Annotated in this window: 30 protein-coding genes and 1 pseudogene; 12 read left to right on the top strand and 19 right to left on the bottom strand. The window is 46.7% G+C overall.

Annotated features, from left to right (window positions below):
- Positions 1 to 993, top strand: a 993-nt coding sequence (locus tag DESLBE_RS26395) for an ATP-binding cassette domain-containing protein (RefSeq protein ID WP_144678585.1), incomplete at its 5' end; no start/stop codon positions are given.
- A 73-nt stretch (positions 994 to 1,066) separates the two neighbouring features.
- On the opposite strand, the gene DESLBE_RS26390 is transcribed toward DESLBE_RS26395, so the two are convergent.
- Positions 1,067 to 2,554: a flotillin family protein gene (locus tag DESLBE_RS26390; protein ID WP_011460095.1), complete on the bottom strand. Its 1,488-nt coding sequence runs from the start codon at positions 2,552 to 2,554 to the stop codon at positions 1,067 to 1,069.
- A 639-nt stretch (positions 2,555 to 3,193) separates the two neighbouring features.
- On the opposite strand from DESLBE_RS26390, the gene DESLBE_RS26380 reads away from it, so the two are divergent.
- Positions 3,194 to 4,441: an IS110-like element ISDha12 family transposase gene (locus DESLBE_RS26380; protein WP_005808714.1), complete on the top strand. Its 1,248-nt coding sequence runs from the start codon at positions 3,194 to 3,196 to the stop codon at positions 4,439 to 4,441.
- 117 nt (positions 4,442 to 4,558) lie between these two features.
- On the opposite strand, the gene DESLBE_RS26375 is transcribed toward DESLBE_RS26380, so the two are convergent.
- From DESLBE_RS26375 to DESLBE_RS26350, 6 genes are all read right to left on the bottom strand, one after another.
- Positions 4,559 to 5,110, bottom strand: coding sequence for an NfeD family protein (locus DESLBE_RS26375; RefSeq protein ID WP_144678584.1), 552 nt, complete (start codon positions 5,108 to 5,110; stop codon positions 4,559 to 4,561).
- 36 nt (positions 5,111 to 5,146) lie between these two features.
- A complete protein-coding gene (locus DESLBE_RS26370) occupies positions 5,147 to 5,815 on the bottom strand; it encodes a PspA/IM30 family protein (protein WP_144678583.1) in 669 nt (222 codons plus the stop codon).
- Between the two features lie 239 nt (positions 5,816 to 6,054).
- Positions 6,055 to 6,870 (bottom strand): ABC transporter permease, encoded by an 816-nt coding sequence (locus tag DESLBE_RS26365; protein ID WP_018306830.1) that lies wholly within the window; start codon positions 6,868 to 6,870, stop codon positions 6,055 to 6,057.
- Entirely contained in the window at positions 6,867 to 7,865 is a 999-nt protein-coding gene (locus tag DESLBE_RS26360) for an ABC transporter ATP-binding protein (protein WP_144678582.1), read from the bottom strand. Before DESLBE_RS26360 ends, DESLBE_RS26365 begins: the two co-directional genes overlap by 4 nt.
- Positions 7,866 to 7,886: 21 nt before the next feature.
- The gene (locus DESLBE_RS26355; protein ID WP_144678581.1) at positions 7,887 to 8,696 is read right to left on the bottom strand and encodes an ABC transporter permease; all 810 of its coding nucleotides are present in this window, start codon (positions 8,694 to 8,696) and stop codon (positions 7,887 to 7,889) included.
- A gap of 41 nt (positions 8,697 to 8,737) precedes the next feature.
- Positions 8,738 to 9,751, bottom strand: a complete 1,014-nt coding sequence (locus DESLBE_RS26350; protein WP_011460099.1) for a metalloregulator ArsR/SmtB family transcription factor — start codon at positions 9,749 to 9,751, stop codon at positions 8,738 to 8,740.
- Between the two features lie 277 nt (positions 9,752 to 10,028).
- Here DESLBE_RS26350 and DESLBE_RS26345 point away from each other — a divergent pair, with 277 nt between their 5' ends.
- The 3 genes from DESLBE_RS26345 (at position 10,029) to DESLBE_RS26335 (ending at position 11,467) form a co-directional block, all read left to right on the top strand.
- A complete protein-coding gene (locus DESLBE_RS26345) occupies positions 10,029 to 10,250 on the top strand; it encodes a DUF1659 domain-containing protein (protein ID WP_041272367.1) in 222 nt (73 codons plus the stop codon).
- 35 nt (positions 10,251 to 10,285) lie between these two features.
- Positions 10,286 to 10,528, top strand: coding sequence for a DUF2922 domain-containing protein (locus tag DESLBE_RS26340; RefSeq protein WP_041272368.1), 243 nt, complete (start codon positions 10,286 to 10,288; stop codon positions 10,526 to 10,528).
- 117 nt (positions 10,529 to 10,645) lie between these two features.
- Complete coding sequence (locus DESLBE_RS26335; RefSeq protein ID WP_011460101.1) at positions 10,646 to 11,467, top strand: DUF3102 domain-containing protein; 822 nt, start codon at positions 10,646 to 10,648, stop codon at positions 11,465 to 11,467.
- Between the two features lie 28 nt (positions 11,468 to 11,495).
- Here DESLBE_RS26335 and DESLBE_RS26765 read toward each other — a convergent pair whose 3' ends face one another.
- Positions 11,496 to 11,672: a hypothetical protein gene (locus DESLBE_RS26765; protein WP_015944536.1), complete on the bottom strand. Its 177-nt coding sequence runs from the start codon at positions 11,670 to 11,672 to the stop codon at positions 11,496 to 11,498.
- Between the two features lie 220 nt (positions 11,673 to 11,892).
- Here DESLBE_RS26765 and DESLBE_RS26330 point away from each other — a divergent pair, with 220 nt between their 5' ends.
- Complete coding sequence (locus DESLBE_RS26330; RefSeq protein ID WP_011460102.1) at positions 11,893 to 12,558, top strand: hypothetical protein; 666 nt, start codon at positions 11,893 to 11,895, stop codon at positions 12,556 to 12,558.
- A 152-nt stretch (positions 12,559 to 12,710) separates the two neighbouring features.
- Here the strand turns inward: DESLBE_RS26330 and DESLBE_RS26325 are convergent, their stop codons facing one another.
- Complete coding sequence (locus tag DESLBE_RS26325; RefSeq protein WP_041272369.1) at positions 12,711 to 13,292, bottom strand: hypothetical protein; 582 nt, start codon at positions 13,290 to 13,292, stop codon at positions 12,711 to 12,713.
- A 255-nt stretch (positions 13,293 to 13,547) separates the two neighbouring features.
- Here DESLBE_RS26325 and DESLBE_RS26320 point away from each other — a divergent pair, with 255 nt between their 5' ends.
- Positions 13,548 to 14,030 carry a hypothetical protein gene (locus DESLBE_RS26320; protein WP_011460104.1) on the top strand — a complete coding sequence of 161 codons (483 nt, stop codon included), beginning with the start codon at positions 13,548 to 13,550 and terminating at the stop codon, positions 14,028 to 14,030.
- The gene (locus DESLBE_RS27210; RefSeq protein WP_243131384.1) at positions 13,985 to 14,218 is read left to right on the top strand and encodes a hypothetical protein; all 234 of its coding nucleotides are present in this window, start codon (positions 13,985 to 13,987) and stop codon (positions 14,216 to 14,218) included. The genes DESLBE_RS26320 and DESLBE_RS27210 overlap by 46 nt, the downstream gene beginning before the upstream one ends.
- Here DESLBE_RS27210 and DESLBE_RS26315 read toward each other — a convergent pair.
- The 8 genes from DESLBE_RS26315 to DESLBE_RS26280 form a co-directional block, all read right to left on the bottom strand.
- A complete protein-coding gene (locus DESLBE_RS26315) occupies positions 14,199 to 14,846 on the bottom strand; it encodes an ATP-binding cassette domain-containing protein (protein WP_011460105.1) in 648 nt (215 codons plus the stop codon). The two genes, DESLBE_RS27210 and DESLBE_RS26315, sit on opposite strands and share 20 nt — an antisense overlap.
- A 13-nt stretch (positions 14,847 to 14,859) precedes the next feature.
- Positions 14,860 to 15,714 (bottom strand): hypothetical protein, encoded by an 855-nt coding sequence (locus tag DESLBE_RS26310; protein ID WP_011460106.1) that lies wholly within the window; start codon positions 15,712 to 15,714, stop codon positions 14,860 to 14,862.
- Positions 15,707 to 16,501 carry a hypothetical protein gene (locus tag DESLBE_RS26305; RefSeq protein ID WP_011460107.1) on the bottom strand — a complete coding sequence of 265 codons (795 nt, stop codon included), beginning with the start codon at positions 16,499 to 16,501 and terminating at the stop codon, positions 15,707 to 15,709. The genes DESLBE_RS26310 and DESLBE_RS26305 overlap by 8 nt, the downstream gene beginning before the upstream one ends.
- Positions 16,498 to 17,631, bottom strand: a complete 1,134-nt coding sequence (locus DESLBE_RS26300; RefSeq protein ID WP_144678580.1) for a hypothetical protein — start codon at positions 17,629 to 17,631, stop codon at positions 16,498 to 16,500. The genes DESLBE_RS26305 and DESLBE_RS26300 overlap by 4 nt, the downstream gene beginning before the upstream one ends.
- An 80-nt stretch (positions 17,632 to 17,711) precedes the next feature.
- Complete coding sequence (locus DESLBE_RS26295) at positions 17,712 to 18,140, bottom strand: hypothetical protein (protein WP_144678579.1); 429 nt, start codon at positions 18,138 to 18,140, stop codon at positions 17,712 to 17,714.
- A gap of 97 nt (positions 18,141 to 18,237) precedes the next feature.
- On the bottom strand, positions 18,238 to 18,669 hold the full coding sequence (locus DESLBE_RS26290) for a hypothetical protein (RefSeq protein WP_011460111.1): 432 nt from the start codon (positions 18,667 to 18,669) through the stop codon (positions 18,238 to 18,240).
- A gap of 77 nt (positions 18,670 to 18,746) precedes the next feature.
- Positions 18,747 to 19,511 (bottom strand): DUF4367 domain-containing protein, encoded by a 765-nt coding sequence (locus DESLBE_RS26285; RefSeq protein WP_144678578.1) that lies wholly within the window; start codon positions 19,509 to 19,511, stop codon positions 18,747 to 18,749.
- Entirely contained in the window at positions 19,501 to 20,067 is a 567-nt protein-coding gene (locus DESLBE_RS26280) for a sigma-70 family RNA polymerase sigma factor (protein ID WP_144678577.1), read from the bottom strand. Before DESLBE_RS26280 ends, DESLBE_RS26285 begins: the two co-directional genes overlap by 11 nt.
- Before the next feature lie 257 nt (positions 20,068 to 20,324).
- On the opposite strand from DESLBE_RS26280, the gene DESLBE_RS26275 reads away from it, so the two are divergent.
- Both DESLBE_RS26275 and DESLBE_RS26270 read left to right on the top strand, forming a co-directional pair.
- A complete protein-coding gene (locus DESLBE_RS26275; protein ID WP_144678576.1) occupies positions 20,325 to 20,963 on the top strand; it encodes a hypothetical protein in 639 nt (212 codons plus the stop codon).
- Between the two features lie 87 nt (positions 20,964 to 21,050).
- Positions 21,051 to 21,440 carry a VOC family protein gene (locus tag DESLBE_RS26270; protein ID WP_018306818.1) on the top strand — a complete coding sequence of 130 codons (390 nt, stop codon included), beginning with the start codon at positions 21,051 to 21,053 and terminating at the stop codon, positions 21,438 to 21,440.
- An 11-nt stretch (positions 21,441 to 21,451) separates the two neighbouring features.
- Here DESLBE_RS26270 and DESLBE_RS26265 read toward each other — a convergent pair whose 3' ends face one another.
- Positions 21,452 to 23,041: a putative ABC exporter domain-containing protein gene (locus DESLBE_RS26265; RefSeq protein WP_018306817.1), complete on the bottom strand. Its 1,590-nt coding sequence runs from the start codon at positions 23,039 to 23,041 to the stop codon at positions 21,452 to 21,454.
- The gene (locus DESLBE_RS26260) at positions 23,038 to 23,748 is read right to left on the bottom strand and encodes an ABC transporter ATP-binding protein (protein ID WP_018306816.1); all 711 of its coding nucleotides are present in this window, start codon (positions 23,746 to 23,748) and stop codon (positions 23,038 to 23,040) included. The genes DESLBE_RS26265 and DESLBE_RS26260 overlap by 4 nt, the downstream gene beginning before the upstream one ends.
- Positions 23,749 to 24,054: 306 nt before the next feature.
- Between DESLBE_RS26260 and DESLBE_RS27380 the strand changes: the two are divergent.
- Together DESLBE_RS27380 and DESLBE_RS26255 are read left to right on the top strand one after the other, a co-directional pair.
- Positions 24,055 to 24,240 (top strand): annotated as a pseudogene (locus tag DESLBE_RS27380) (Fic family protein); the annotation flags it as partial.
- Between the two features lie 43 nt (positions 24,241 to 24,283).
- A complete protein-coding gene (locus DESLBE_RS26255; protein ID WP_058490789.1) occupies positions 24,284 to 26,383 on the top strand; it encodes a thioredoxin domain-containing protein in 2,100 nt (699 codons plus the stop codon).
- Positions 26,384 to 26,388: the final 5 nt, after the last annotated feature.

Here is a 26,388-nt window from a genome sequence, read left to right as displayed (position 1 = left end):
ATGGAAAAACTCAGCCGCCCTCAGCTCAACCGCAAGAAAATGAATCTGGAGATGGAGGCTTCCGAGCGCAGCGGTAAAGATGTGGTTCTGCTCCAGGATGTCGCCAAGGGCTTTGGCGGCAATCACCCCCTTTTCACCAACGTCAACCTCCACCTTGCTTTTGGGCAGCGGGCTGCCATCGTCGGTGAAAACGGCACGGGAAAATCCACTTTAATTAAATTGATCTTAGGGGAACTGAGCCCGGACCAAGGAGAAGTGCGCATCGGCAGCAATGTCAAAATCGGCTATCTATCCCAGCAGGTTTTCTCCGACACGAAAGAAAAAACAGTGATCGATCTTTTCCGTGAAGACATCCCCATGACTGAAGGAGAGGCCAGAAATACTCTCGCCCGCTTCCTCTTTTACGGGCCTATGGTTTATAAGAAGGTATCTCAGCTGAGCGGCGGGGAGCGGATGCGGCTCCGCTTAGCCCAGCTTATGTATCAGGACAATAATCTCCTGATCCTTGATGAACCCACCAATCATCTGGACATGGACTCCCTGCAGGTCCTGGAGGATGCCCTGGAAAACTATGATGGAACCCTGCTGGCTGTCTCTCATGACCGTTACTTTCTCAATAAGCTCTTTCACAAGGTGTATTGGCTTGAAGCCGGAGCGGTGCACTGCTTTGAGGGAAACTTCAGCTATGCGGAAGAGAAGATGGGAACCGCCCACCATCAAAATGAGAGGGTTCATAACGAGGAAGTACAACTCAAGAGAGAGAAACCGACGGTCAAACAAGGCGGGAGTGACTCCCTCCCGACCAGGGATAAAATAACTCCGGACTATCGCCTCGAAAAACTGGAATCAGAGCTCAAGGACTTGGAGGAGCAGATATCATCCCTGGATCTTCAACTCCGGGAGATTGTGGACCTGGCCCAATTGCAACAGGTCTATGCTGAGAAGGAAGGATTGGAAAAGCGCTGGCTGGAGATCTTTGAGCTGCTGGAGTAGTCCCTGGCACCCTGGCGGCCATGTGCACATTGATAAAGGTGCGGAAAATTTTCCGCACCTTTGGTTGGCCTGACTATCCCTGCCTATTTTTATCTTCAGGCTCAGCTGCATCCACAATCTCACCGGTGAGCTGCTTGACCAGTTTGTCCAAGTCGATGCCCGACACGCTGTTGAGCATTTCCGGGGCGGTGGCCATCAGGGTGGTGACATAGTTGCTTAACTTAGCCGCCCCCTGCCCCGTTCCGGTATCGACAACCGTCAGTTTATCAATGGCTTTCAAGGGCTCGGCGATCTTGCCGGCTAACTCGGGCAGCATCTTGACGATAATGTCCAGAACGGCAGCCTGACCGTATTTTTCAAAGGCTTCCGCCAGTTTCTCCTTAGCCTCGGCTTCAGCTAATCCCTTCAGGCGGACCACTTCTGCTTCAGCCGTTCCTTTCGCCCTTTCAGCCTCGGCTATAGCCAGACCATCCAGGCGTTTCTGCTCGGCATTGGCCTTGGCTTCCGCTTCGATCTTATATTTTAGGGCATCAGCTTCCCGCATTCTTTTGGCTTTATCCGCTTCCGCAGCCTGTTCCACTGCATACCTGTCAGCATCGGCCTTTTTCTTCACTTCAGCATCATATTGCTTCTCGCGGCGCAATATTTCTTTTTCCTGAATTTCGATTTCTTTTTCTTTCTGGACCAAAGTAACCTTCATCTGCTCTTCTGTGACCTGTTGTTGGGAACGGGCTTCCTGAATATGATAGGCTTGGTCAGCCTCAGCCATAGCCGTATCCTGTTCTTTTTTGAAGGAAGCGACTTTGAGTTCCTTTTCTTTCGTTGCTTCAGCGATGCTGGTATCTCTCAACAGCTCCGCTTTCTGACCTTCTTCGGCGGCTTTCGCTTTCTGAATCCGGGCATCACGCACTGCTTCCGCTTCCGCAACTTCGGCATCCCTCTTGACGATAGCGATCCTCGGTTTACCTAAGGCTTCCAGGTAACCGTTTTTGTCGCGGATATCTTTGATGGTAAAGGAGACGATTTGCAGACCCATTTTCCGTAAATCCTTGGCTGCCGACCCCTGAACCTCCTGAGCGAACTTATCCCGGTTACGGTAGACTTCTTCAACAGTCATCATCCCCAAAATCGCCCGCAGGTGTCCTTCCAAAACTTCCTGGGCTTCCTGACTTAAAGCCTGAGCAGGCTTGCTGAGAAATTGCTCAGCCGCTGTAGCCACATCTTCCACCGAACCGCCGATTTTGATGATAGCCACCCCATCCGCCATCACCGGAACCCCCTGCTCCGTGTACACCTCCGGAGTGGTAACGTCAAGCTTATGGGAAAGCAGAGAGATAAATTTCGCTTGCTGGAAAACCGGCAGAATAAAGGCCCCGCCACCGCGGACGATTTTAATCTTGCGGCCCGATTCGTCGGTATAAACATTTTTCGTGCCCAGATAAGAACCGGTGACGATCATGGCCTGATCCGGACCTACCGTCTTATACCTGGCCCAAAAGGCCAACCCGAGCACAATAATAACCGCCAGCACAATCATCGGTATCGCTAAAAAATCCAACATTATATTTCCTCCTCGTATAATTGATTTAGTTCCTGCCCCACGAGTCCCAAAAACTAATGGAACGTGGGGTATTTAAATGACCATAGAAAACTGGAAATTCAGTAGATATGGTCAACAGCAACAAGATGCACACAGGATAACGCATACCCCATGCAGCCGTCGTGCCTGTGGGCAGTGTGGACAAGTCAACCCCAAGGCATACTTCAAATTCGACTTGTCCAAAGCCTGTTGGGAAAGCTCTTTTAAGACAGACCCCAAAGGACTTTTCCACAGGCTGGCACTGTCCACAGGCTCAGGATGAGGAATACCTGAGATTCCTCAGATCGTTCTTTGACAACAAAAAAGTATTTAAATTTGTTGGGATTTCAAGCAAAATGGTACCGTGAGGTTCGTTCTGGCAAAGCCTTTTCCTCCTTGAGGCTCTGACCTCTTTTTAAGTCTGACTGCCAGCCCACAATTTGAACTTTTAACTCGAAGGTTGCACAGCTTAAAGGGAACTCCTCCGATAGTAGCAGATCGGTTGGATCCGAGGTCTTTTTAGGACAAGTGCTGATTCGGCGAGGTTGTTGACCTGTTGTGGTGCCTGGTCCCAACGTTAATCTTACAAATTGTTTGGCTCAGAAAGTGAGGTGATTTTAATTGAGTTTATTTGTCGGTATTGATGTGAGTTCCAGTGATTTTAAAGTGCGAATCTTAGATGAGCGTGGTAATGAACCGGTTAAAAGGCTACGGGCTTTGAATGATCAGCCTGGTTGTGAGCAAGTTGCCCGATATCTCTTTGACGCCTGTGCTCAAGTGAATGTGGACCGGCTGGTTATTGGTTTAGAGGCCACTTCCGTATACAGTTGGCCGTTACAAATGTTCTTAGCGGAAGACCATTCTTTAGCCCCTTTGCAGCCCCAAATTTATTCCTTTAACCCCAAGGTCGTTGCTAATTTCAAGAAGGCTTATGTGGACCTTCCGAAAAACGATTGGATTGATGCCTGGGTCATTGCCGAACGTCTACGCTTCGGTCGGCTCCCAGAGGGCTCTCAGGTCGATTTCCGCTACTTACCCTTACAGCGCCTCACTCGCTTTCGGTGTCATTTGATTGAGATGATTTCCAGAGAGAAGAATTATTTTCTCACGAACTTGTTCTTGAAGTTTAGCACGCTTGCCCAAGGTGCGGTTTTTAGTAACACTTTCGGCGCTACTTCTGAATCCTTGACACTTGAGTTTTTTTCTCCAGAAGAGGTTGCGGCTCGACCGCTTGATGAACTGATTGATTTCCTCATGGAGAAAGGAAAACGTCATTTCGAGGATCCGGAAACCAAAGCCAGAGAGTTGAAGGAAGCTGCCCGCAAGGCCCATCGACTGCGTGGAAGCCTATTGCAACCCATTAACCTTATCCTGGCCACGAGCATTGAAACCATCCACACCTTGGAGAAGCAGGTAAAGAAAATCGATAAGGCAATCGAAGCAGAAATCAGGCATTTCCCGAATACGCTCATTACCATTCCCGGTATTGGCCCTGTGCTTTCAGCGGGTATTATTGCTGAGATCGGAGACATCCGTCGTTTTCCGAATGAAGGAGCCTTAGCAAAGTTTATTGGGTTAACCTGGCGTACCCACCAGTCAGGTGATTTTACAGCCGATGACACACCCTTAACTCGAACTGGCAACACCTACTTGCGCAGTTATATCATCCAGGCTGCTAACTTAGTACGCCAAAAGGAACCAGAGTACAAGGTCTTCTACCAACGTAAATTTTCGGAAAGTAAGACTCATCATCATCGCCGTGCTCTCGTGCTTACTGCACGCAAACTCGTCCGTATGGTTGATGCTCTGCTACGCAGCAACCAAATCTATAGGCCACATGGCAATAGGGGGAATGCTAACCAAGCATGAATTGCGCTAACCGATACTCCATTTTTGTAACTTTTTCCCACGATAGTTTGGGAATGAGATGGTTTCTTGTTGCCTTTTTTGCCCACTGATTATTAGCTAACTGAAAATTTGACTCGCTTAGAGTCTTGACATATTACCGAAGGACTTATCATAAGGGAATACATAAAGTACTCCGTCTTTCGTTTCCCCAACCACAACTCTCGTTCCGGCAGGTATGTCCGCCTGCTCAAGAGTGGCCGCGATCTGGTTGGTATTGCCGGCCCCAACCCTAAGAATCACTTCTCCATAACCTCCCACCGGGATAGGAACACTTACTTCACCGATTTTTCCCACAAGATCCTTCATGGAAAAACCTGTGGAATTCTCACTGTTTTTCATGGGCTTCACATAGGCAAAATAGACCAAAATCGAGAGGGCAATAGCAATCATCAAGGAAAGAAGAGCCACGGGAACAGGCTCCATAGCCGTATAACGGCTCAACATCACCCCGGACCCGCCGAAGATCGTAACTCCTCCCACCAAAACCATGGGATGGAGAAAATCAACATGATCGAAAGAGAGGGCATCAAATACACCGTCAAAGATATCTCCTAATACATCACCAAAGATAATGCTCACCAGCGCGAACAGCACTCCGCCGCTTAAGCACATCCAATATACTTCCAGCACTACTATCCCCTCCCCGCGCTGTTCAACCTACGGCCCTTACTCGTTTTTAGTCATAAGGCGTTCCTTTAAGGCTGCCAATTCCTTCTCTATTTCGGCATCCTTGCCCAGGGACTCCAATTCCTGATCAAGATCTTTTTCTCTTAAATCCCCCGCAACCTTGGCCTCGGCTTCCATACGCAGGACTTTGTCCTCCATTCTGTCAAAGTTCCTCCGGGTGCTGTCCTTGCCCAATCCGCTCACAGCCCCGTGGATTTCTTGCTGGGCTTTAGCCGCTTGGGCCCTGGCCACCAGGGTATCCCGCTTAATCCGCAGCTTTTCGTATTCGTTTTTCATCTCTTTTAATTCAGAGCGAAGCTGTTCCGCCATGGCACTGCTGCTTTCGTATTGCCGGCGGAATTCCTCGCTTTTAGCTTTATTGATTTTCTTGTCCTCAAGGGCTCGGCGGGCCAGGTCTTCACGATTATTTCCCAAAGCCTCCATAGCCTGAGCTTCCCGTTTTTCAACCAGAGCCACCGCATCATCCAGCTGAGCTTTGAATTTCCAGGCCACTGCCAATTGCTTGGCTACAGCCACTTCCGCCTCGGCAATATCCTCTTCCATATCCCGCAGATATTGATCCAACATTTTTTCCGGGTCTTCTGCCTTATCCAGCAAACTGTTAAGATTGGCCCTGATGTTGTCACTCACCCTTTTGAATAAACTCATAACTCTCACTCCCTTTAGATTATTCCTAGTCGACGACGCCCTATGGAGGCTCTCATCAACTGACTAAGAAACCATCTGCACAATCGGGCCTTGACCGCGACCACTAAGCAGCACTATTTAAGTAGCACTACTACTATATTTCGTCATCATTATGATATATTCCTTTCCAATATAAGAATCTTGTGGAAATCTAGTAAATATTATGTTTCCCCACTTTCACGTCCCCATTCTTTGTCCCTTTAGAACAAATTAAGATTCCCAGTCTTCAAAGCATGCTTTTCGGCAAGGATCACCAAACGGCTGCTGAAAAGAAAAAGCACCGCCAGCACTGCCAGCAAGACCCCCAAAGAGGGAAGAATCTGAGTAAAGCCATATCCTTCGATGACCAGGTCTCTCAGAATCGCCAAGACATAGGTAAGGGGAAATACCAAGGCGATCAGCTTCCCCCAGCAAGGCAGGGCGGCAACGGGAATACGCACTCCGGAAAAAATCAGCATGGGTTCATCCAGGATAGTGTAGAGAAAACCCGAGTCCCTGGAAAATAAGAAAATCACATTTAAAAATCCACCCCAAATCACGGCTGAAAAGGCCAGAATCAGCAACCCTAAAGGAACGCTCCACCAACCGGCCAGATGAACGCCGCCCACCAACACTGCCGCCAAAAAAGCGAAGGTGGAAAAAAGCCATACTCCTGCCAAAAGATCAGCGGCAGCCCGCCCATAAATCACTCCCAAGCGGGATACAGGGGAAAGAAAAATAAGTTCTATGGTCCCGGCATACCGTTCAAAAGACATCTGCCAGGCGGATTGGACCAGGGACCAGAAGAAAATATATCCTAAATACCCGGTTAAAAGAAACAAGCCTATATTCTCAGCGTTCAAAAAACGGTTCAGAGGACTGTACTCCCCCAAATCAAAGGGCTTAAATGAATAGTAGGCTGAGACATAAGTAATAGCCGGCCAGACAAGTAAAGAGAAATAAATAAGTGAGCTATGAAAATTGAGGCGATGGCTTTTTTTCATCTCGGCCCCCAAAACCTGAATGAGTTCTTTCATGCTTTTTCCCTCCCTTTTTCCTCTCTTCCGGCCAGCTTTAGGATAGCATCCTCAAGCTTTGGTTTTTCGACCTCCAAACGATGAGGAATGACACCATGCTCAAATAAAAATTTCAGCACCTGTGCCGTTATCTCTCCCTTGGACTGTATACGCAGCTCCACCCCATCACTTTGCTCCAGGATGGTTAATGAAGCTTCAAGGGGCACCAGCATTTGTCTCAGGTGTTCATGGGTTGCAGGCAGAAGCCCGGATACCCAAAGGAAAAGAATTTCACCCGCAGCCACTTTCTGGATAACCCTCTCCGGGGTATCATGGATCACCAATTCACCCTGATCAATGATATAGACCCGTTCACACAGGGCCTCAACTTCCGTGAGATAATGACTGGTTAAAAGGATCCCTTTTCCCTCCTTAAGGGCCAGATTGCGTATATGCTCCCGCAAATGTTTGGCGATAGGGGCATCCAACCCTAAAGTCGGCTCATCAAGAAAAAGATAACTGGGGTTATTGATCAGGCCCCGGGCAATTTGCAGCCTTTGTTTCATCCCTTTTGAATACTGCTCCACCGGAGTATCGGCGGCAGCTTCCAGTTCCACCGCTTGCAGCAAACGATGGATGCGCTCCGTCAGCGCTTTCCCGCTTAATCCATATAAACTGCCAAAATAGGCTAGATTCTCCCGTGCCGTCAATCGCCAGTAGAGCATCCGCTCGCCCCCGGCAATCATATTAATGCGTTTCTTCACCTTCATAGGTTCCTTTACGGCATCTGTCCCATCAACCATAATGCTTCCGGCTGTAGGCACCAATAGGGTGGAGAGCATTTTGATCGTGGTGGTTTTACCGGCTCCGTTTATTCCCAGCAGCCCAACAATTTCCCCCGGCCTTATTGCCAAATCCAAGGTATTGACGGCCACTACTTCTTTTTTCCTGCTTCGCCAAGGTCCCTTTTTCTCCTTGGTGACAAAAACTTTGCGCAAATTTACAGCTGTTAACATGTTCCAGCCTCCCTATATCAATTAATCGAAGATCTTTTCCACAACCCTTTTTTCTGTGACCTGAACAGCCCATACCCCAATTGCAAAATAGATCAAACCGAGTGCAATTAATGAAGTGAGCTCATTTCTGCTGGCCCACAACCCACTTCCCTCTATGACACTGCGTCGGAAAGCCTGCAGCCCGTAATTGAGGGGCATCATCATGCTCAGCGGCTGCAGCCAGCCGGGCAAATACTGAACGGGAAAAGTCACTCCTGACACCAGCGCCATCACGATGAAAAGTGTGTTTTGAGTTATGTAAGTATCGCGAAAGTAGAGCATGATTGACCCCAAGACTAAAGCTTGGGCAAAAAAAGAGCCTATCGTGATCGATAGGATGATAAAGGCGGTCAGCCCATTGATATGGGTCAGATTAAGCCCAAGAAACCAGCCGATCAGGATGATAACACTGAACTCTATTCCAACACGCATCAATCCCTGCAACCCTGTTCCCAGGAAATAACCTTTGCGGGAAGATGGGGTTAGCAGCAGTGCTTCCAGGCTTCCTTCCCTGAGCTCCGTGATCAGAGCACGGCTGACGATCATGAGCATGGATACAGCTAAAGAATACACTGTTCCTCCCAGCACTACGTAGGAAATATAATCCCCGGTTCCGGCAAAATCCGCAAACCGGGTTTCCATCTGGCCTAAAAAAACATAGTTATAGGTTAGATAAGCAAACAAGACCGTGTAGACGGCACTTAAGATATTGCCTATAAAAAAGGACCACGGATAAGCCCGGCGCATGGTGAGATAATTGCGCCGGAAAGTGGCTCTGAAGGTTTGCCACATCTCTATTTCCCCTTCCGCTCATTCAATTGATCAAGGATCGGTTAGTCAAGAAGAGGTTGGTCAAAAAACTGATTCAAATCTACAGGGATCAGCTGAATCCTGTTCCTGTCCCCGTAATAAAACACATAGTTTCCTTTACGTTGACTATAAACCAACCCCGCCCGGCTTAAAATTTTCAAATGCTTGGACACCGTTGCTTCGGAAAGATTGTACATCTCTGCTAACTGCTGTGTACAGTAGGGATGATAAAACACCTGCCTGAGAATCTTCATCCGGCTCTCATCCGACATGGCGTTCATAATACCCAGCAAATCCCTGGGGACAGCATCATATCGCTCCGCACCGGGAACGGTTACCGCGTATCCCACAGTAACTGCAGCTTCATTGGTCCCCATTAAAAGATGAGGGGCTATAAAAGTGGACGGCCGAACCATAATTCCGGAGATATCCTGATAGGAAAAGCGCCAGGTCTGGGCTTTATAGAAAAGAATTTCCTGGTCACGCAGGACAAAACGCGGATGAATGGATTCCATGGCCTCCAAAGGCTCTTTACGAAGCCTTTCCTGGAAGGTATGTACGGAGGAAATCAGCCAGGGCTCGATCCGGCGCAACTCTTGGGAAAAATACTCCTGATAATAGGTGAAGAGCACCTCTGCAAACTGTCGGCGCCAAGTGGCAGGCTTGAGTAAAAGGGGCCGTTCCTTCCGCCATTGCTCCTTATCTACTTCGTTACCCTGTAACCACTGATCAACGTGGTCCAGCGGCATGACCTGTCCCAACAAACAGTAGACAAACTGTCTCTCCTCAACTGCCAAAAGCTTTTCGATTCCTTCTTCTACTGAGGATTCCTGAAAATTACCCAGATCATGGAGATCATAAAGGTTCAGCCAATCGTTGGAAATCTGTCCCAATTTGACTAGTTGCCTTTTCAGAGCAGGGGAAAGTAAGGCCTCTGTTTCCCGTGCCCAGTTCAGTCTCCCCAGATGGTGTTCCGGATCCTGTAAAACATGAAGGCTGGCCACCATCTCTAAAAACGGTGAGTATTCGATCAGCACATGTTTTTGCAGCCAATTGCCGAGCAGTGCGCTCCCCCCATTTGATTAGCCATTTGGCTAATCCTTGATTGGATTTAGGTAAATTGTCTAAATTATAGGGATATAGCTATCGGATGTCAAGATCTTTTAGCCTAAAATTTTCCCATTTCCACATCCCAAAATTACAAATATAGGAAATTTCTTGCAGACAAGTGTAACCCCTTCTCCCCGGGGAGCATAGAGTATAGAGACGGGCCCCTTCAGGGCCGGTCAACATCAAACTAAGGGGGGAATAATCATGACAGTCATCTCTATTCCTTTAGCTACGGAAATGATCGTCCGGTATCAGACCGGAATGGTCAACGGCTCGCCGGTTATCCGGCAAAAGAGTATTACCGGGCTTAAGGCAGATGTAACTGACACCGACCTTTATGAAGTAGCGGTTGCACTTTTTGATTTGTTAGACTATCCCTTAATATCCGTAACCCGGAATAACCGCTATGATCTCATAGAGGAGTAGATTATGAACTATTTTGTTTCAAGGAGGGTCTGAATATGGCTGATAACACGCAGAAGAAGATTCTTCGCTTAACTTTCGCTACGACTTTGGGGAGCACCTTTAGTCTCACTTTGCCCGCCCCCAAAGAAGATTTAACCGCGGTGGAAGCGGAGGCCGCCATGAACCTTATTCTTGCTAAGAATATGTTCATGACAACCGGAGGCGAGCTGGGTGGTATCCGGGACATCAAAGTAGTGGATACCACTACTGCGGATTTATATGATCCGCCCCAGTATTAATACTTTTACTCCTTAGCGGCCACCAGGCCGCTCTTATGCCCAAGTCCGGCCCTGCGCCGGAATCTTATGGAGCTTTTCCACTGGAAAAGCTGAATAATAAGTAAAGGGGCAGATTGTATGGATCTGGAACTTAGCAGCCGCACACCTCAAATCATTGCGGCTGAAATCAACAGTATCAAAGAGCAAACCGGAAAGATCCTCCTGCACAGTGCCATTGAGATTGGCCGCCGCCTGACGGAGGCCAAGGCCATGGTCAATCACGGTGAATGGCAGAAATGGCTGGAAAGTTCAGTGAGTTACTCCCAAAGCACGGCCAATAAACTGATGCGCGTCTTCGCGGAGTACGGGTCCAAACTGGCCGCCGATCACCAGGCCGGCGCAAATTCGGAAGCGATGACGAGTTTAAGCTACACCCAAGCGGTTATCCTTCTGGGGGTTCCGGAGGCTGAACGTGAGTCATTCATCGTTGAGAATGAAGTGTCCGCTATGTCCACCCGGGAACTCCAGCAGGCTGTCAAAGAAAGAGATGAGGCTCTCGGCAAAAATGCGGAGCTCCAGGAAACCGTGGATTCCAACACCGGCACCATTACTCAATTAACCGCCGAGCGGGACGAGCTGAGAAAACAGGCCTCAGGGCTGAAGGCGGCCGGCAGAACGAATGAGGCCACCATCAGAACCCTGCAGGAGCAACTGGAGACCGCCAAAAAAGGGGACGCCTCGGCCGGCAAAATCGCCGCCCTGGAAAAAGAGCTCCAGGCTGCCCGGGCTAAAGTATCCGCCAACAAAATTATTTTTCATTTCGATAGCCTGACCAAATCCTTCAACGAGTTGCTGAAGGAGCTGACGAAATTAGCCCCGGCAGACCCGGAAACCCACCAAAAATACAAAGGCGAGATCGGTGAGTTTATCGGGAAAATGGGGAAAATGCTGTCGTCATAAAGAGCCGAAGCTAACCTTAGCGGCCATCTCAACCGGGGCTGCCGTCCCGGTCTTTCTTATTTTCAGACTCCAGTTCTTCAAGCCGCAAGAGAAATTTTTTCCATTCCTCATCCACATCGGGAACTGGAATGAGGGATAATTCCTTTTCAATCTCCCTTTTGATCGCCTCATCCAATTGCCGCTCGTTCATACTCTTCCATTTCATTCCCTTACCTCCTTTCTTAGCTGCCCTACTGTGCTTAACAGCCGGCCGAATTTACTCCCCTACTATTTAGAGGGTTTATCTGGCGATAAGGTTACAAAATTTGCTATTTAATTTTTTTATGGCACAGTAAGTTTGGGGTTGATGCAGCCACATTGCTTGTTGCAAATTATCAGGTTAGTTGTCTAATATTTACGAAACTAATCATTGGGGAGAATGAGGAATGGAAAAAATATCATCTATAGGCTTGATACTGGTACTCACCCTGACCCTGAGCACTGCCTGCAGCACAGCGACTAAGCCGAACACAGTAAATTCCCCGGAGACGCTGCCTGAATCCCTTCCCGGATTGTCCCGTTCCCTGGGAGATCTGCCTCAGGATCGGCCGGTACTGGAATCTATCATTTACCAACGAGGCTGGGATAAGCTCTGGTTATGCGTGGGGATAAACAATGATGCCTCCGATAAATTAAGAACTCTTGCCAGTTATGGACTGGTATCCGATATTGAGCAGATACTGTGGATGGTATCCCGCAGTGAATTCACCGATACTGAAAGTGAGAAAAAAAGTGCCGCGGAGCTTCCCGTCATTAAAGAAAGCGAGCTAAACCTTCCCCATGATGAAACGATGCTTTTTTATGATCATACCGGCAGTAAGCATAGTTGGATCAGGCTGAATTACAAGCCTTATATCCCCGGGCAGGGAATGAATGCCTGGGCCCATAAGGATCTCATTATCTATATTGATCCTGATTGTGAGGACAATGCCTTCTTAGGAGTTCAGGACCCTCAAAATGATAACCTCTGGGAGATTCATGCCCTTCCTGGCTGCGGACCCTGGCTGGCCAAAGAAATTGATATGCTTGCTTATATGACAACAACAATATAAATAAGTTGAGCCTAAAATCTTACCTATCTGCAAGCAATACCTTGCTTTCTCATAAGTAAGACAACCAAGACCGCTTTTTACAACAAGAAAAAGCTGGCTCCCCCTTAATCCAAGGATAAACCAGCCAAGATCACATAAGATACTTTTTCATGCTACCCCCAGTACTCAAAATGACCATCACTATATTTAAGGCTATAGCCTTTTAGCGGAATCAGCATAATTCTTGTAATCTTAGCCAAATCCTTATCCAAATCAGCAGGATCTCTGTTCAAATGTGTATCCAAACCCAATTTGTTATAGGTGATAAATTTTACAATATAGTCCCCGTTTTCTTTCTGAGTGACGGGCCCCATTTTATAGATCAATTCCTGTTCAGGGTTTATCTGGCTTTGAATATAGGCTTCCGCTTTCTCTACAATCTCCTGATCCTTTAGGTCATATTCATACAGCGGGAGTTCTATTCCCCAGTTTTTAGCTGAATTCACAAAAAAGCTGTCGTAGGCACCGCATAGGGATACTGCTTGATACAGTTTGTCCTGTGCATCCTGATGTTTTTCTCTTGCTGCTTTTCTTTCGTCTAGTATCTCTTCTACTCTTTGATCCACTTCAGCAGTAGCTTTCCTCAGTTGGGATGCCAGCTCATTTTTTGCGCTAGACTGGATTACCAAGGCGATTCCCAGACCTATGGTGAGCAGTAAAAGTACGATGACAATCGTTTTCTGTGAAATTTTCATTCCGAATTCACCTAGTTCCATTTTAAAATTTATCGGGAAAATGTAGGAAATGCTGTAGTGCTCAGGCCGATAACCTTGGCGGCCATCTCAACCGGGGCTGCGGTCCCGGTCTTTCTTCTCTTCAGACTCCAATTCTTCAAGCCGTAAAAGAAACCTTTTCCATTCCTCATCCACATCCGGTGTTTTGATGAGGGAAAACCGCCGGTTTTGCTAATGATTCATTAGTGATGAAAAAATAATCCGGAGGACGAGAGAGTGAAAAAAATATCATCTATAGGCTCGATATTGGTACTCACCCTAACCCTGAGCACTGCCTGCAGCACAGCGGCTAAGTCGAACATTGCAACTTCCCCGGAGAACCCGCCGGAATCCCTTTCCGAATTATCCCGTTCCCTGGGAGATCTGTCTCAGGATCGGCCGGCACTGGAATCTATCATTTACCAACGGGGCTGGGATAAGCTCTGGTTATGCGTGGGGATAAACAATGATGCTTCCGATAAATTACGAACTCTTGGCAGTTATGGACTGGTATCCGATATTGAACAGATACTGTGGATGGTATCCCGCAGTGAATTCACCGATTCTGAACGTGAGAAAAAAAGTGCCGCGGAGCTTCCCGTCATCAAAGAAAGCGAGCTAAATCTTCCCCATGAAACGATGCTTTTTTATGATCATACCGGCAGTAAGCATAGTTGGATCAGGCTGATTACAAGCCTTATATCCCCGGGCAGGGAATGAATGCCTGGGCCCATAAGGATCTCATTATCTATATTGATCCTGATTGTGAGGACAATGCCTTCTTAGGAGTTCAGGACCCTCAAAATGATAACCTCTGGGAGATTCATGCCCTTCCTGGCTGCGGACCTTGGCTGGCCAAAGAAATTGATATGCTTGCCTCCACTTTTTTCAGCGAACCCTCGTCATGACCCCTGCATCCATTTCAAACACCGTATCGCATAACTGATCGATATCTTCTGAGTTATGAGAGGCGATCAGCATGGTTTTGCCCTCTTTTTTGAGGTTCAGGAGAAGTTCTCTGACATCTTTAACGCCTTGCTTATCTAGCCCGTTCATGGGTTCATCCAAAATCAAAAAAGCGGGATCTTCCATAATGGCCTGAGCGATTCCCAGGCGTTGCCTCATGCCAAGTGAATATTTACTCACCCATTTCCTGCTCTCAGGGTCTAACCCGACCCGTTTGATCGTCTCTTTTATTTTAGTATCATCAATTTGCCTGTGAATGAGGGATAACAGTTTGAGATTATTGAACCCACTATAATGAGGCAAAAATCCCGGCGCTTCGATAATAATGCCAATATTCTCCGGCACCTGGATATCCACCCCGACTTTCTTGCCATTAACCAAAATTTGTCCTGAGGTAACCGGCATGAAACCGCAGATGCATTTAAACAACACGGTTTTTCCCGAACCATTGCGTCCAATGATGCCATGAATTTTCCCCGCTGCAAAAGCAGCAGAAACCTCATGAAGGGCAGTCGAATTTTTGAACTTTTTTGTAACTTCCTGGATCACCAGCACATCTTTAGCAGCCATTCTTCTCTCTCCTTTACACCGGTGGCAAGACATCGATGCTTTTTTTCCGGTTAAGTAAATTTGCCAAAAGGATTAATATAAGGTTAAGCCCAATTAACGCACAAACGGCATAGGTCAGAGACGGCAAAGCCGAGGTATGAGTGATATCAAGATTACCCAGACTTGCCCAGGATACAGGGGATAAAGAAAAGGTTAAAAAACCGCTGGCCTCAAAAGCAAAGTATTGCAAGAAGACCAAAGCTGTAGCCACTACTGCTCCAATCTCCCGTTTGAAGCGCATATTCAGCACGAACATTAGCAAACCCAAAAAAACACCCACCAGCCAACTCATCAGGAAACTCCAGACCATGGCCGACATAGGGGTATAGGCATGCTGCAACTGGTAACTGATGGGAAGGGCAACCTTAAATTGATTCCCCGCATCAGTCAAAGCCAAGGTACTGAACACTTTGCCCCATTCATTGGCATACGTCAAATTGGGCAGCAGCATCAGGATGGAACACAGCACAATGAACAGAAAATACAAGGCGGCGGCGATCATAATATAGAGGATCTGACCCCACAACCAATTCTTCTTTCCCGAGCGAATAATGACATAAGGTTGATGGGCATCAATAAAGGGCGCGTCACAAAACAACAAAACGACTCCCAGCATAATACATAAGAGCACCAATTGATGAAGGGCTAGATAAGGAAAAACCCAGGGTGTCACCGGTACATTGACCGCACTGGAAAACTCAGCAATGGGTCTTACACTTTCGCTTAAGAAAACAAGAAGGAGCAAGCCAAGGACATAAATCCGCGGGTTAGCCGACCATTTCAGTAGATTTTGCATACTGCAGAAAAGAATTTTACGCAACTTATCCATGTTCCAGCCTCCTTTGAATCTGATGAAGGCTCAGAATCCCTATAAAGATGCAGGATAAGGTCACGGCCAAAACAGCATAAGCCAAGGAGAAAAGCGGTTGGTCAAGGGAGACTCCAGATAGAATACTCATGATATTGAACCACCCGGGAACACCAAACCCATGAAGTAATTTCCCTAAAAAATAATAAGCCAAAATCGGCGAGGCAAAGGTGACAAAGACATTGGTAATATAAGTCGAAATCCAAAAAGCCAGCACGGCAAAAAAAGCGGCGACGCAAAAAATCATGGCGATCCTAACCGCAAAATAAAGAAGATAATGTCCTTCGGAAAGCAAACCTCCATAGAGGTTATCGTCAAGGGCATTTTGAAACATCGGTCCCTTTTCATTGACCAAGGGCACGGAAAACCGCAGCAGAAGAATGAAGATCAGCTCCCCCAGAGCTACGGCGCTCCCTCCGGCTAAAGCACTGACTATGACCTTAGAAGCACTATAACGCTTAACATCGGAGCGGATAACAGTCGGACGAATAAACTGATGATCCCAGTCCGTGCAGAAACTGGCTCCATAAGGCAAGGCTGCCAAGAGCACCGAAAGCATGGTGAAAGCCTGTAAATGGGCAACTCTATAAAGGTAAAGCACATCCGCATATCCCTCTTTAATCGCTATAATCTCGGTGCTGATATTGAAAAACATGGACAGACACATGCCCATGGCAGCCAGGAGAAAACCGAAAGAAAAAAAAGCCCGGTAGGCGTCCACTTGAACGGTGCGCAAAAGCCGCCTCATAAGATCTCACCACCTGTAGTGGCATCAACGATCATTCTGCTATGAGCAAGATAGCTTTCATCAGCGATTGTCCTGTGTTCCTCCAATTCAAAAACCCAGGCCGGAACCATCCTGAACTCTTCCCGGGAACGACTGTTCAAGGTTGGCACATAGCAAAATTCGACAGCAGTAATGATTGTTGGTTCGGTCAGGATGATATTAGCATATTTATTCGTGACGGAAGCCAATGCTTCTTTAACACTGATGATTGGTAAAGTTTCCTCAGCAACGGCCTTTTTTTCATAGGGGTAATGAATATCCAGATACTCCACGCCCCTTGAAGAATAGGCGGCATAAATGCTGCTCCCCATCACAAGGGTATTGCTTTCAACAGAGCCGTGTTCCAAATTGTAAACCGGAATAGTGTCAATATCGGTGCGAAAAATCATATAATAGATACTATCTTCTTCACTCCATTGCTCCTTAACCACAATGCTTCCATCCCGAGGACTTGTCAGATCACCTTTTTCCTTCATGGATTGTTCCAAGGCCTGTAAGGCTTTGGAATCCAGGGCATAGGTTTCCACGTCGTCATGGACGGAAATCCCCACTTCCGTCAATATCTTTTTGACCTCAGCTTCCGCCTGGGAACGCTTCATAAAAGGCAAATCCAAATCCCGGCTCTCTTGGATATGGTCTAAATTGTAAGTGGTATCCCCAGGAATAACATACTTGAATAAGAGCTGACTTACATAGGGCTGAAAGTACGATGTATCGAAGCGCACATAATTAGCTCCTACTGCCAAATAGTTCCCCTCTGTTGTGCGAAAAAATTCAACTTCTCCTGGGTGCCCACTTTCCACAATCTTACTCTCAGCAATGAGCCTTTCCTTCAGCTTCTGCACTTGTGAGTCCAATTTGAGGGAGCTGACCAGATAGGTATTGAGCTTCTGAGCCGCAGGGGTAGAGGCTATCTCTGCATCAATACTCAAGTTTTCGGCAAGCTGAGCTTGAATCAATTGTTCAGAATCTCCCCCCGGAAGCTTGGTTAGGATATCTTGCCCGGAGTCGGCAGGCCGCTTCTGACAAGCGCTTCCTGCTATGAGTATAAACAAAAGTAACATCGCTATCCAAAATCTTGACTTTATCATCCCAAACTCTCTCCCTTATTGTAATATCCGGCAGCGAGTATGCCGGTTGGTTTTGATTCTAAAGATTAGGTATCATCTTCTTAAGGATACCATACACCTGATATACTTACCCAAGTACTTGCATTCGTTGAAGGTGCATTCGCATACAGATATTTATTCCCAGGACTTCCTGAGTCAGGATAATAGTACATGCCGAAAGACGTTAAATCGTCTCTCTCATATAATCCTGTGGCCGTAGTATGATCTCCATTTCTTACTCGGAAGGCGACTATATTACTTGCAGAAATTGTGCCGTTTTGAGGATAAACCTCAGCCGAGGTATAATCATTCTTGTAGGCCACAGCACTAGAAGAAGAGGCAGCACCTTTTTGAAGCGCAAAAGAGAATGGTGCTTGAGCAGATAAAGGAGCAATTGAAGATGTATCATTTTCTGAGGCGAGAACAGAGGTCACTCCCAAGGGCAATGCCAAGGCCAATGCGACAACACTGGCGATAAGTTTTCTTTTCATGTAATTTTTCCTCCTCTGTTAATTATATAAACAATTCATGTGCCAGTGACTCGCATAGCACACAAATGGTTTATCTCTTAATTATCAACTGCAATAATCAATAGGTTATCACAGGAGAATATGCTGATTGAGTCTCCAAGAGTTTGCCGAAAGCATCGTATACTTTAGCAGTAACGCACACCCTGTAAGTTCCCCAAGTAACATAGTAGTCATTTTCTGTCCCAACCAGCATACCTCCAGGGCCGGATATGCTCCAGCTCTTCACTGTACTCCAACTGCTTCCAGAAGATTTCTCCAATTCAACATTGACATATATTGTATGTTTATTGTTGTAAGCTGAAGCACCTCCATAGGAGGTAGATTTTCCTGACGAATCAATTTTGAAACTTGGAATAATGCTGGAGATATAAGTGTATAGAGGGCTTACAACACTTTTTTCTTCCAGGCCTTTGGTCTCCGCTGCGTTGACCGATGCACCGGTGAAAGCAGTCATAAACATAACAAGTAGCATGCAGATAAGTTTTTTCATAACAATAAAACCTCCTTAGTTTTTCTCATATATAGAGACAAGCAAGGAGGCTTTTTGCAACAGAAAATTTAAAATTTTTATTCTACGAATTTTACGCCTTGAGCTATCTTTATTGCTATGTCTTCAGTGGTTAGAGATTGGACCATAAACATATGTCCATCCATTTCCCAAATAAGTGTGACTAAGGAATTCTTAACGATGATGCTTCCTTGATGCCCGTTAATATCAATGGATTCAAATCTATCAGCACCCTCTGTATCTAACGCAGGTTTGCTTCCTTCACTTAATTCCGAGTAAGTGATAGTAGAGTCCTTTAGATTACTAAACACAATTGTTTTAACAAGGCTATTACTGGAAATGTCCCTGATTTCATATCCTTCCGGTATATATGTCGGTACATAGGCCTTAGTCCAATTAACAACCGGTCCTTCCCTATTGGCACGATTATCCTCATCCCTTATTTGAAAAGAGGTATGATCCTGTTGAATATCTATAAATAAGTTCAATACCTTAACTCTTAAAGCCTGCACACTTGCTACCGTGGTAAATAACAGAGCAATGACAATCAGCATGGCTATAGCCGCTCTATTGGAAATGCCTATAATACGCTTCCTTCTGAGGGCGGCATTCTCTTTTTTGAAGTAGGTATCCAGTCGTCGGTTAAATTTCTCAAGTGCTTCCTGGGATGGCAAAAACTCCGGTTCACTTTTTAAGCGTTCAATTTCTTCTAAATAACCCTTTCCCTCTTCTTCGGCAGCTTCATCCATAATCAGCCTGAATAAGCTGTCTTCATAGTCCTCATAGAGCTTTTTGCGGGTTTGTTCCGGGCTCTTATTTGCCATCCTGATTCACCTCCTTGTCGATTAGCTTTTTGGCCTTGCGGCGGCTTCTGGTCAAATACTGCCGCACACTGGCGGGCGCTATACCTAAGATTTGCCCGAGTTGCTCATTATCCATTTCCAGGATATATTTAAAGTACAACAAATCTTTTTCTTTTTCCGGAAGCTTGGCTATGGCCTTACCCAGCTCTTCAATTCGTTCCTCGCGAATAATGCTCTCCTCAACTGCTTCATAGTCAGGAATCTTCTCAGCTAAATCTTCCCCTGCCCCATAAAACAAATATTTATTTTCCACATCTCTGTGTTTTATAAAGTTAATCGCCACGCTTCTAGCAGTATAGACAACATAGGCGGCTGTTTTGCAACACTCTAAAGTTCGAATTAGAGAAATCTTTTCCATAAGTTTAATAAAGGTATCATTGATCAGATCTTCCAGGCTTTCCTGGTCACGGGTGATATCAAAAATCTTCTTACGGACGAGACCGTAATAATCCTGATATAAACTTAATATAAAAGCTCTATCGCTATCATCTTTTATACTGGTTAATAACATCAGCACCGTACATTCACTCCTCCTCTCATAACAATAATAACACATATTCCTTTAAATAGGTGTTTATGGTAACTGCAGGAGGGGTTAGGAGGGAAGCATCTGAACATGATTTTGTTCTGTAACTAAGGAACAGCCGATCTAAAAAATTCAGCCTGGCATTTCTGCCCAGGCTTGTCTTTGGATTCAGAATGAAAATAATTTGTTGCAAAAAATCATGTCGATTGTTTTATAATATAGAGTTAAAAATTTGGGAGGATGAGAAAATGAAAAAAGCTGTCTATCTCTTCTTATTAGTATTGATTACCGCGAGTCTACTGTCAGGCTGCAACAAGAAAAGCACACCCAGCACCAATGACGTCCCGCCCCCGGCAAATGTCCCAGGGCTGGAACAGGCGTTAAAGTTGCCGGATGAAGAACTGCTGGACAGCTACTGCAGCGGTATAGACCTTTGTCTTGGGGACGATTTGCTTTTCGCCTACGCAAAGGATATTCCTTCTGAAACGCTTTTTACTTTTTTCTGTTATATGACCAGCAATCAATATGTATACGAGCGAAACTACCAAGACAAGAAATGGTATTCCAAAACAGATGATAAATATCATGTCCCGATAGCTGATATCGAGGAGGTGTTAAACCGCTATTTTGACGGACATAACTTCGACCCAGCTCAAATCGACGGTTACCAGCCGCAAGCACAAGAGATTGTGGTCGGCGGCCTGGGTGGATTCGGCGGGGGCCGCTTTCCCAAATTAGTTGCGAAAGAACAGCTTAATAGTGATACCTTGAAGCTAACAGTTGACTATTGTGATCCTGAATACGAAAATGTTTTCTATACCAAAGCCTATACTCTCCGCTTTACTGCGGAAGGTTATCAGTATTTGTCCATTAAAAAGGTGGTTTAAGAAGCTGCTCAATACCTGGAATATATTTCAACAAAGTGCTACAATGCACATAATAAAAGCCTTATATTTTTGGAAAGGAGCCGGCAAATGAATAACGTACCCACAATCAAACTGAAATCAATTGTCATTGATTGCCCCGATATTCAAGCTTTAGCTGATTTTTATATCCGGATGCTTGGCTGGGAAAAGGATTATGTAGAGGAAGGGGAGTTTCTGGATATCCGTTCCCCATTGGGTGATGTTAAGATCGCCTTTCAAACCAATACGGATTACGTTTCGCCTGTTTGGCCGGAAGAGCCTCATGCTCAGCAGCAGATGCTGCACATGGACTTTGCGGTACAAAGCAAGGAAGATATGGAACGTGCTGTGAAACACGCCATTTCATGCGGCGCAACCAAAGCAGATACCCAGTATAGCGACGAGTGGACGGTCATGTTTGACCCTGTGGGACATCCGTTTTGTTTTGTCCTTGAGTGATAGTTTCCGCATTATTTTCCGGTTCTTAACACAGGCATATCGCTGTTATGCAAAATTCCCCTGGACAGGGCAAAGCAAAGGAGACCGGCAAAGAGCTCCCATCCGGCGAGAACTCCCATTCCGATCAACACCCCAATCCCTTCGATCGTAGTGCCAAGGGCAATCGCGGCCGCCAAACCCGGTGCCATGATGATCATGACGGCGAACATGTAAAGCATGATCATCATCCCGGCGCTGATGTCCGCACCCGTCCAGCGCATGGATAAATAATTGATGCCCAGCAGCAGGAAAGAAAACAAAGTATAAACCGCAATGGTCAGAAGGATCAACACAATAGTTTCACCCATGATCAAACCGCTGACAGAGAACAAAACCACACTTTCCACCAGAACCTTAAAAGCAATCTCCAAATTGCTCCAGACGATTTTCCGAAAAGAACTCTCGGGAATCAGGTAGATATAATGGGTATAAAGTTCCTTCAACCCTCTCCCTGTCCCAATCATGAAAATTTGCATCCACATCAGAATCTGCAGGATAATCAATAGACCGCCGGCATCGGAAGGCAGAAACGAAGAAAGAATCGCCACGCTCACAATCATAATCACGGATGGCAAGCCCCAAAGACCAAACCGGTTGGCGCGGAAGGATTCACGCAGATGTTTATAAAAAATAGTGTTCGAACCAAGTCCGCTGATGCCCGTCCCGGCCACCTTTATTTTCTTAGTCGAAGCAGCTTCCGGGTTAATCTGCCCCTCGGACAGGCTGCGTTTTTTCTCAAAGGTGGTTTCCGTGGCCACCAGCACATCCTCATAATAATCGGGGTTGCTCAAGGCGATATAGAGAATCAGGAGTGCACCGGTCAGCACCGTTATGCCCAGAAACAGCAGACCCTTTGCCAGGTCGCCGGCAATCAGCGCAACAACACCCTCCGAGGTCCAGCCTGCTACCGGTGTCCAGGAGAATACCGGTGAGCGCATGGTGTTTTCCAGCGCAGTCATCGGGTTACCGGCCCCGGCAAGCTGGATGCCCAACTTTGCTATAAGCGGAAGAAAGAGCGCTACAGCGATGATTTTCACCGCCATTTTCCGCCTGGGCCTGCTGTTGGTCAGGGTGTAAATCAACAGGGATATAACCTGAAGCAGGCTGTTGGCCAGCATAAACCCAAGCAGGACAATGAGCACTGCGTCAAATCCAACCCCAAAGCCGAGCTTCAGCGAATTGCTTTGGAAGAGAATAAAAAATCCGGCGAGAAAGGACGTTTTGGCCATTTTGACAATTCCGTACATCAAAATCAGGCGGGGATTGACCGGAGAAACGAACAGCAAATTGACATCATTCATCTCAAAGATCGCATCACCGTTGGAAAGTCCTTTTTGAACCGCAATCGCGACAAAAAGCAGAATGAGCAGAAAAAGAATCCCCTTGAGCCAGATGATATCCTGGAAACTGTCCCCTTCCTGGGTGGTAAACAGCGAAAGAACGATGAGCCCCACAATCATGGCCAGGAATACAATCCACATGATCAGCTTTGCCGGCTTGCGCAGTAACTCAAAAAAACTGTTTTTGGCGCTTTTCACCAAGAGGAACACCAGGCTGCTCATTGTGCACCCCCTTGAAGCTGTCCTTCCGTGATCGCAAAATAGACATCCTCCAGGCGTTGGCCTGCTATATCCCCACGGCGGACCACACGCTCTATTTTGCCCTTGACCATAATATAGGTCACATCCCAATTGTCTTCCATGCTTTCAATCATATGGGTGCTCACAATCAGGGCACAGCCGCTGTCCCGCAGACGGGCAATCAGGTTTTTCAGCTCACGAATGCCATGGGGATCAAGCCCGACCAGCGGTTCATCAAAAATAACGGTCTTGGGTTCCGGCAAAAGCGCGCAGCAGACACTGACCTTTTGCTGCATTCCTTTGGAAAGCTCTTTGCCCAACTTCAGCTGCTTATCATCCAGTTCAAAGCGGCGGAGCAGTTCCTGAGCTCTTTCCTCCCAACCTTCCAGCCGGTACGCCTTGGCAATGAACTCCAAGTGTTCGCTCACCGTCAACATCGGGTAGAGTACGGGAAATTCCGGCACATACCCCAAGAGCCGCTTCGCTTCCACCGTATGGTTTTCATGCCCGCCGATCGTGATGGAACCCTTATACCGCAGCAGCCCGCATACGGATTTTATTAATGTAGATTTTCCCGCCCCGTTGGGGCCCAGAAGAACGGCAAGCTCCCCGGCCGACACCGAAAGATTGATATTATCGTTAGCCTTTAACTTACCATAGTTTTTGGTCATATTATGTACGTCGATCAAGACAATCTTCCTTCCCTATTCAGGTAACCATAGCATAGCAGAAAAGACCCTTCCCTGCATTTCATGATTCCAATAAAACAAAACGATTATGCACATCTCAACTTAATCTTGACGTACCAAACGGCTGTGCTATAAAAATCATCCTATCCTTTCCAGCACACCTATAACCCCGTGGACTGCCATTAATGGCAAAATAGTTACTATAACCAATAATTTACTTTAAATAGACTTATCTAAATTATCTTTTATGTTAAGTTTTCGTATAATAATACTAAGAGGTGAGGGCTTTTAAGCCCTGCAGAATTTTCGGCAAGGGCTGCCTATTACATGTCAGAGCTCAATATGATTCATCCCTTTAGAGAAGGAAACGATAGAAGTATCAGAGAATTTACAAAAGAGCACCAATCCAAGTGCTCTTTTGTAAATTCAACCATGTGCTCCTCTATCCCTTCTCTTATCATAAGACAATTCATGGTATCTTTCACTCATTAAGGATATACTAAAACCGAATTTGATGGTGAAAAAAGGTGATATAATGACTAACTTAAACAAAGTACCCAATCGATTGCTGCAGGAGAAATCACCCTATCTCCTTCAGCATGCCCATAACCCCGTGGACTGGTATCCTTGGGGGGAAGAAGCCTTTGCCAAAGCAAAAGCAGAAAACAAACCCATCTTTCTATCCATAGGCTACTCCACCTGCCATTGGTGTCACGTCATGGAACGGGAATCCTTTGAAGACGAAGAGGTCGCCCAGCTCATCAACCGTTACTTTGTGCCCATTAAAGTGGATCGGGAAGAACGTCCCGATGTAGACCATATCTATATGGAATTCTGCCAGGCCCTCACCGGCTCAGGGGGGTGGCCTTTGACTTTGTTTCTGACTCCAGATGAGCGGAAGCCTTTCTATGCTGGGACCTATTTCCCCAAAGAAAGCCGCTACGGAAGACCGGGAATCCTCGATCTTTTGTCCCAGCTGGGAGAGCTTTGGGCAAAAGATCAGCCCAAGATTCGCGGCTCGGCTGACTCTATCTATAAGGCCGTTACTTCTCGTGAAGAGCCCTCTGTAAGTTCACTGACCCCTGCTCAGCAGGATGATTTTATTCCTTGGGCTAAGGAGATTCTGGACACAGCTTTCCAAACCCTGCAGAAGTCCTTTGATCGTCAATACGGAGGGTTTGGGCGAGCGCCAAAATTCCCCACTCCCCATCATTTAACCTTTCTCCTGCGTTACGCCCATGATCATGGTGATGGGCTGGAAGCCCAGCAAGCAGCTCTTATGGTCCGAACCACCTTGGAGCGCATGGGGCAAGGCGGTATCTTTGATCATGTGGGCTTTGGCTTTGCCCGTTACAGCACGGACCGTCGTTGGCTTGTTCCCCATTTTGAAAAAATGCTCTATGACAATGCCTTGTTAGCCATCGCCTATCTTGAAACCTATCAGGCAGAGCATGACCCTTATGACGAACAAAAGGCCCGGGAGATCTTTTCCTACGTCCTCCGGGATATGACCGCTCCGGAAGGAGGCTTTTACTCTGCAGAAGATGCGGACTCCGAAGGAGTGGAAGGAAAATTCTATGTCTGGACTCCCCAGGAAATTCACGAAATTCTTGGCAGTGAAGAAGGCCGCCTCTACTGCCAAGCTTACGGAGTCAGCCCGGAAGGCAATTTCGAAGGAAAAAGCATCCCCAACCTTCTGGATACAGATTGGGAAGCTCTGGGCTCAGAGGAGCAGCATTCCCTCGAAGTCCTCAAAAGACGCCTTGAAAAATCCCGGGAAAAGCTTTTTGCTGTCCGCAAGGAAAGGATTCCTCCTCACAAGGATGACAAGATCCTCACCTCCTGGAATGGATTAATGATCTCTGCCTTAGCCAAAGGCGCTCAAGTCCTTGGCGAGCCCGCCTATGCTGAAGCAGCAGAGCAGGCTGTTTATTTTATCCGGAAAAATCTCTATGCCAACCAGCGCCTGTTAGCCCGCTACCGTGATGGGGATTCCGCCCATTTAGGCTATTTGGATGATTATGCCTTTTTAATCTGGGGCCTTATTGAACTCTATCAGGCTTCCGGCCAAAAGGAACACCTGGAATTCGCTCTCCAGCTGCAAAGAGAACAGGATGAACTTTTCTGGGATGGGGCAAAGTCCGGATACTTCTTAACAGGCCGGGATGCTGAGGAACTGCTGATCCGCCCTAAAGAAATCTATGATGGAGCAACTCCCTCCGGCAATTCTATCTCTGCCCTGAACCTGATCCGCCTGGCCCGGCTTACCGGAGATGGCATGCTGGAAGAGAGAGCCTATGAACAGATAAATGCCTTTAAAGCCACCCTTGCCACTTATCCTTCAGGGTACAGCGCTTTTCTGCAAGCCATCCAGTTTGCTCTCCAGGAAAGCAGGGAGATTATCCTGGCCGGCTCTCTGCAGCATCCTGAGCTAAAGAACATGAAGACCACAATCTTTAAAAAGTTCCATCCCTATACCACTCTTCTTTATGAGGAGGGTACCCTTTCTGAGCTTATTCCTTGGTTAAAAGACTATCCCCTGGATTCTGAAAAGATGACCGCCTACCTGTGTCAGAATTACGCTTGCCATAAACCCGTTCATAAAGCTGAAGAGCTGTCTGCCTTACTGACCTAATCCAC

This window comes from Desulfitobacterium sp. LBE (genome assembly GCF_007830365.1).
GTDB lineage: Bacteria > Bacillota > Desulfitobacteriia > Desulfitobacteriales > Desulfitobacteriaceae > Desulfitobacterium > Desulfitobacterium hafniense.
The sequence above is the reverse complement of the archived record's forward strand: the minus strand, read 5'-3'. Positions and strand labels throughout refer to the sequence as shown.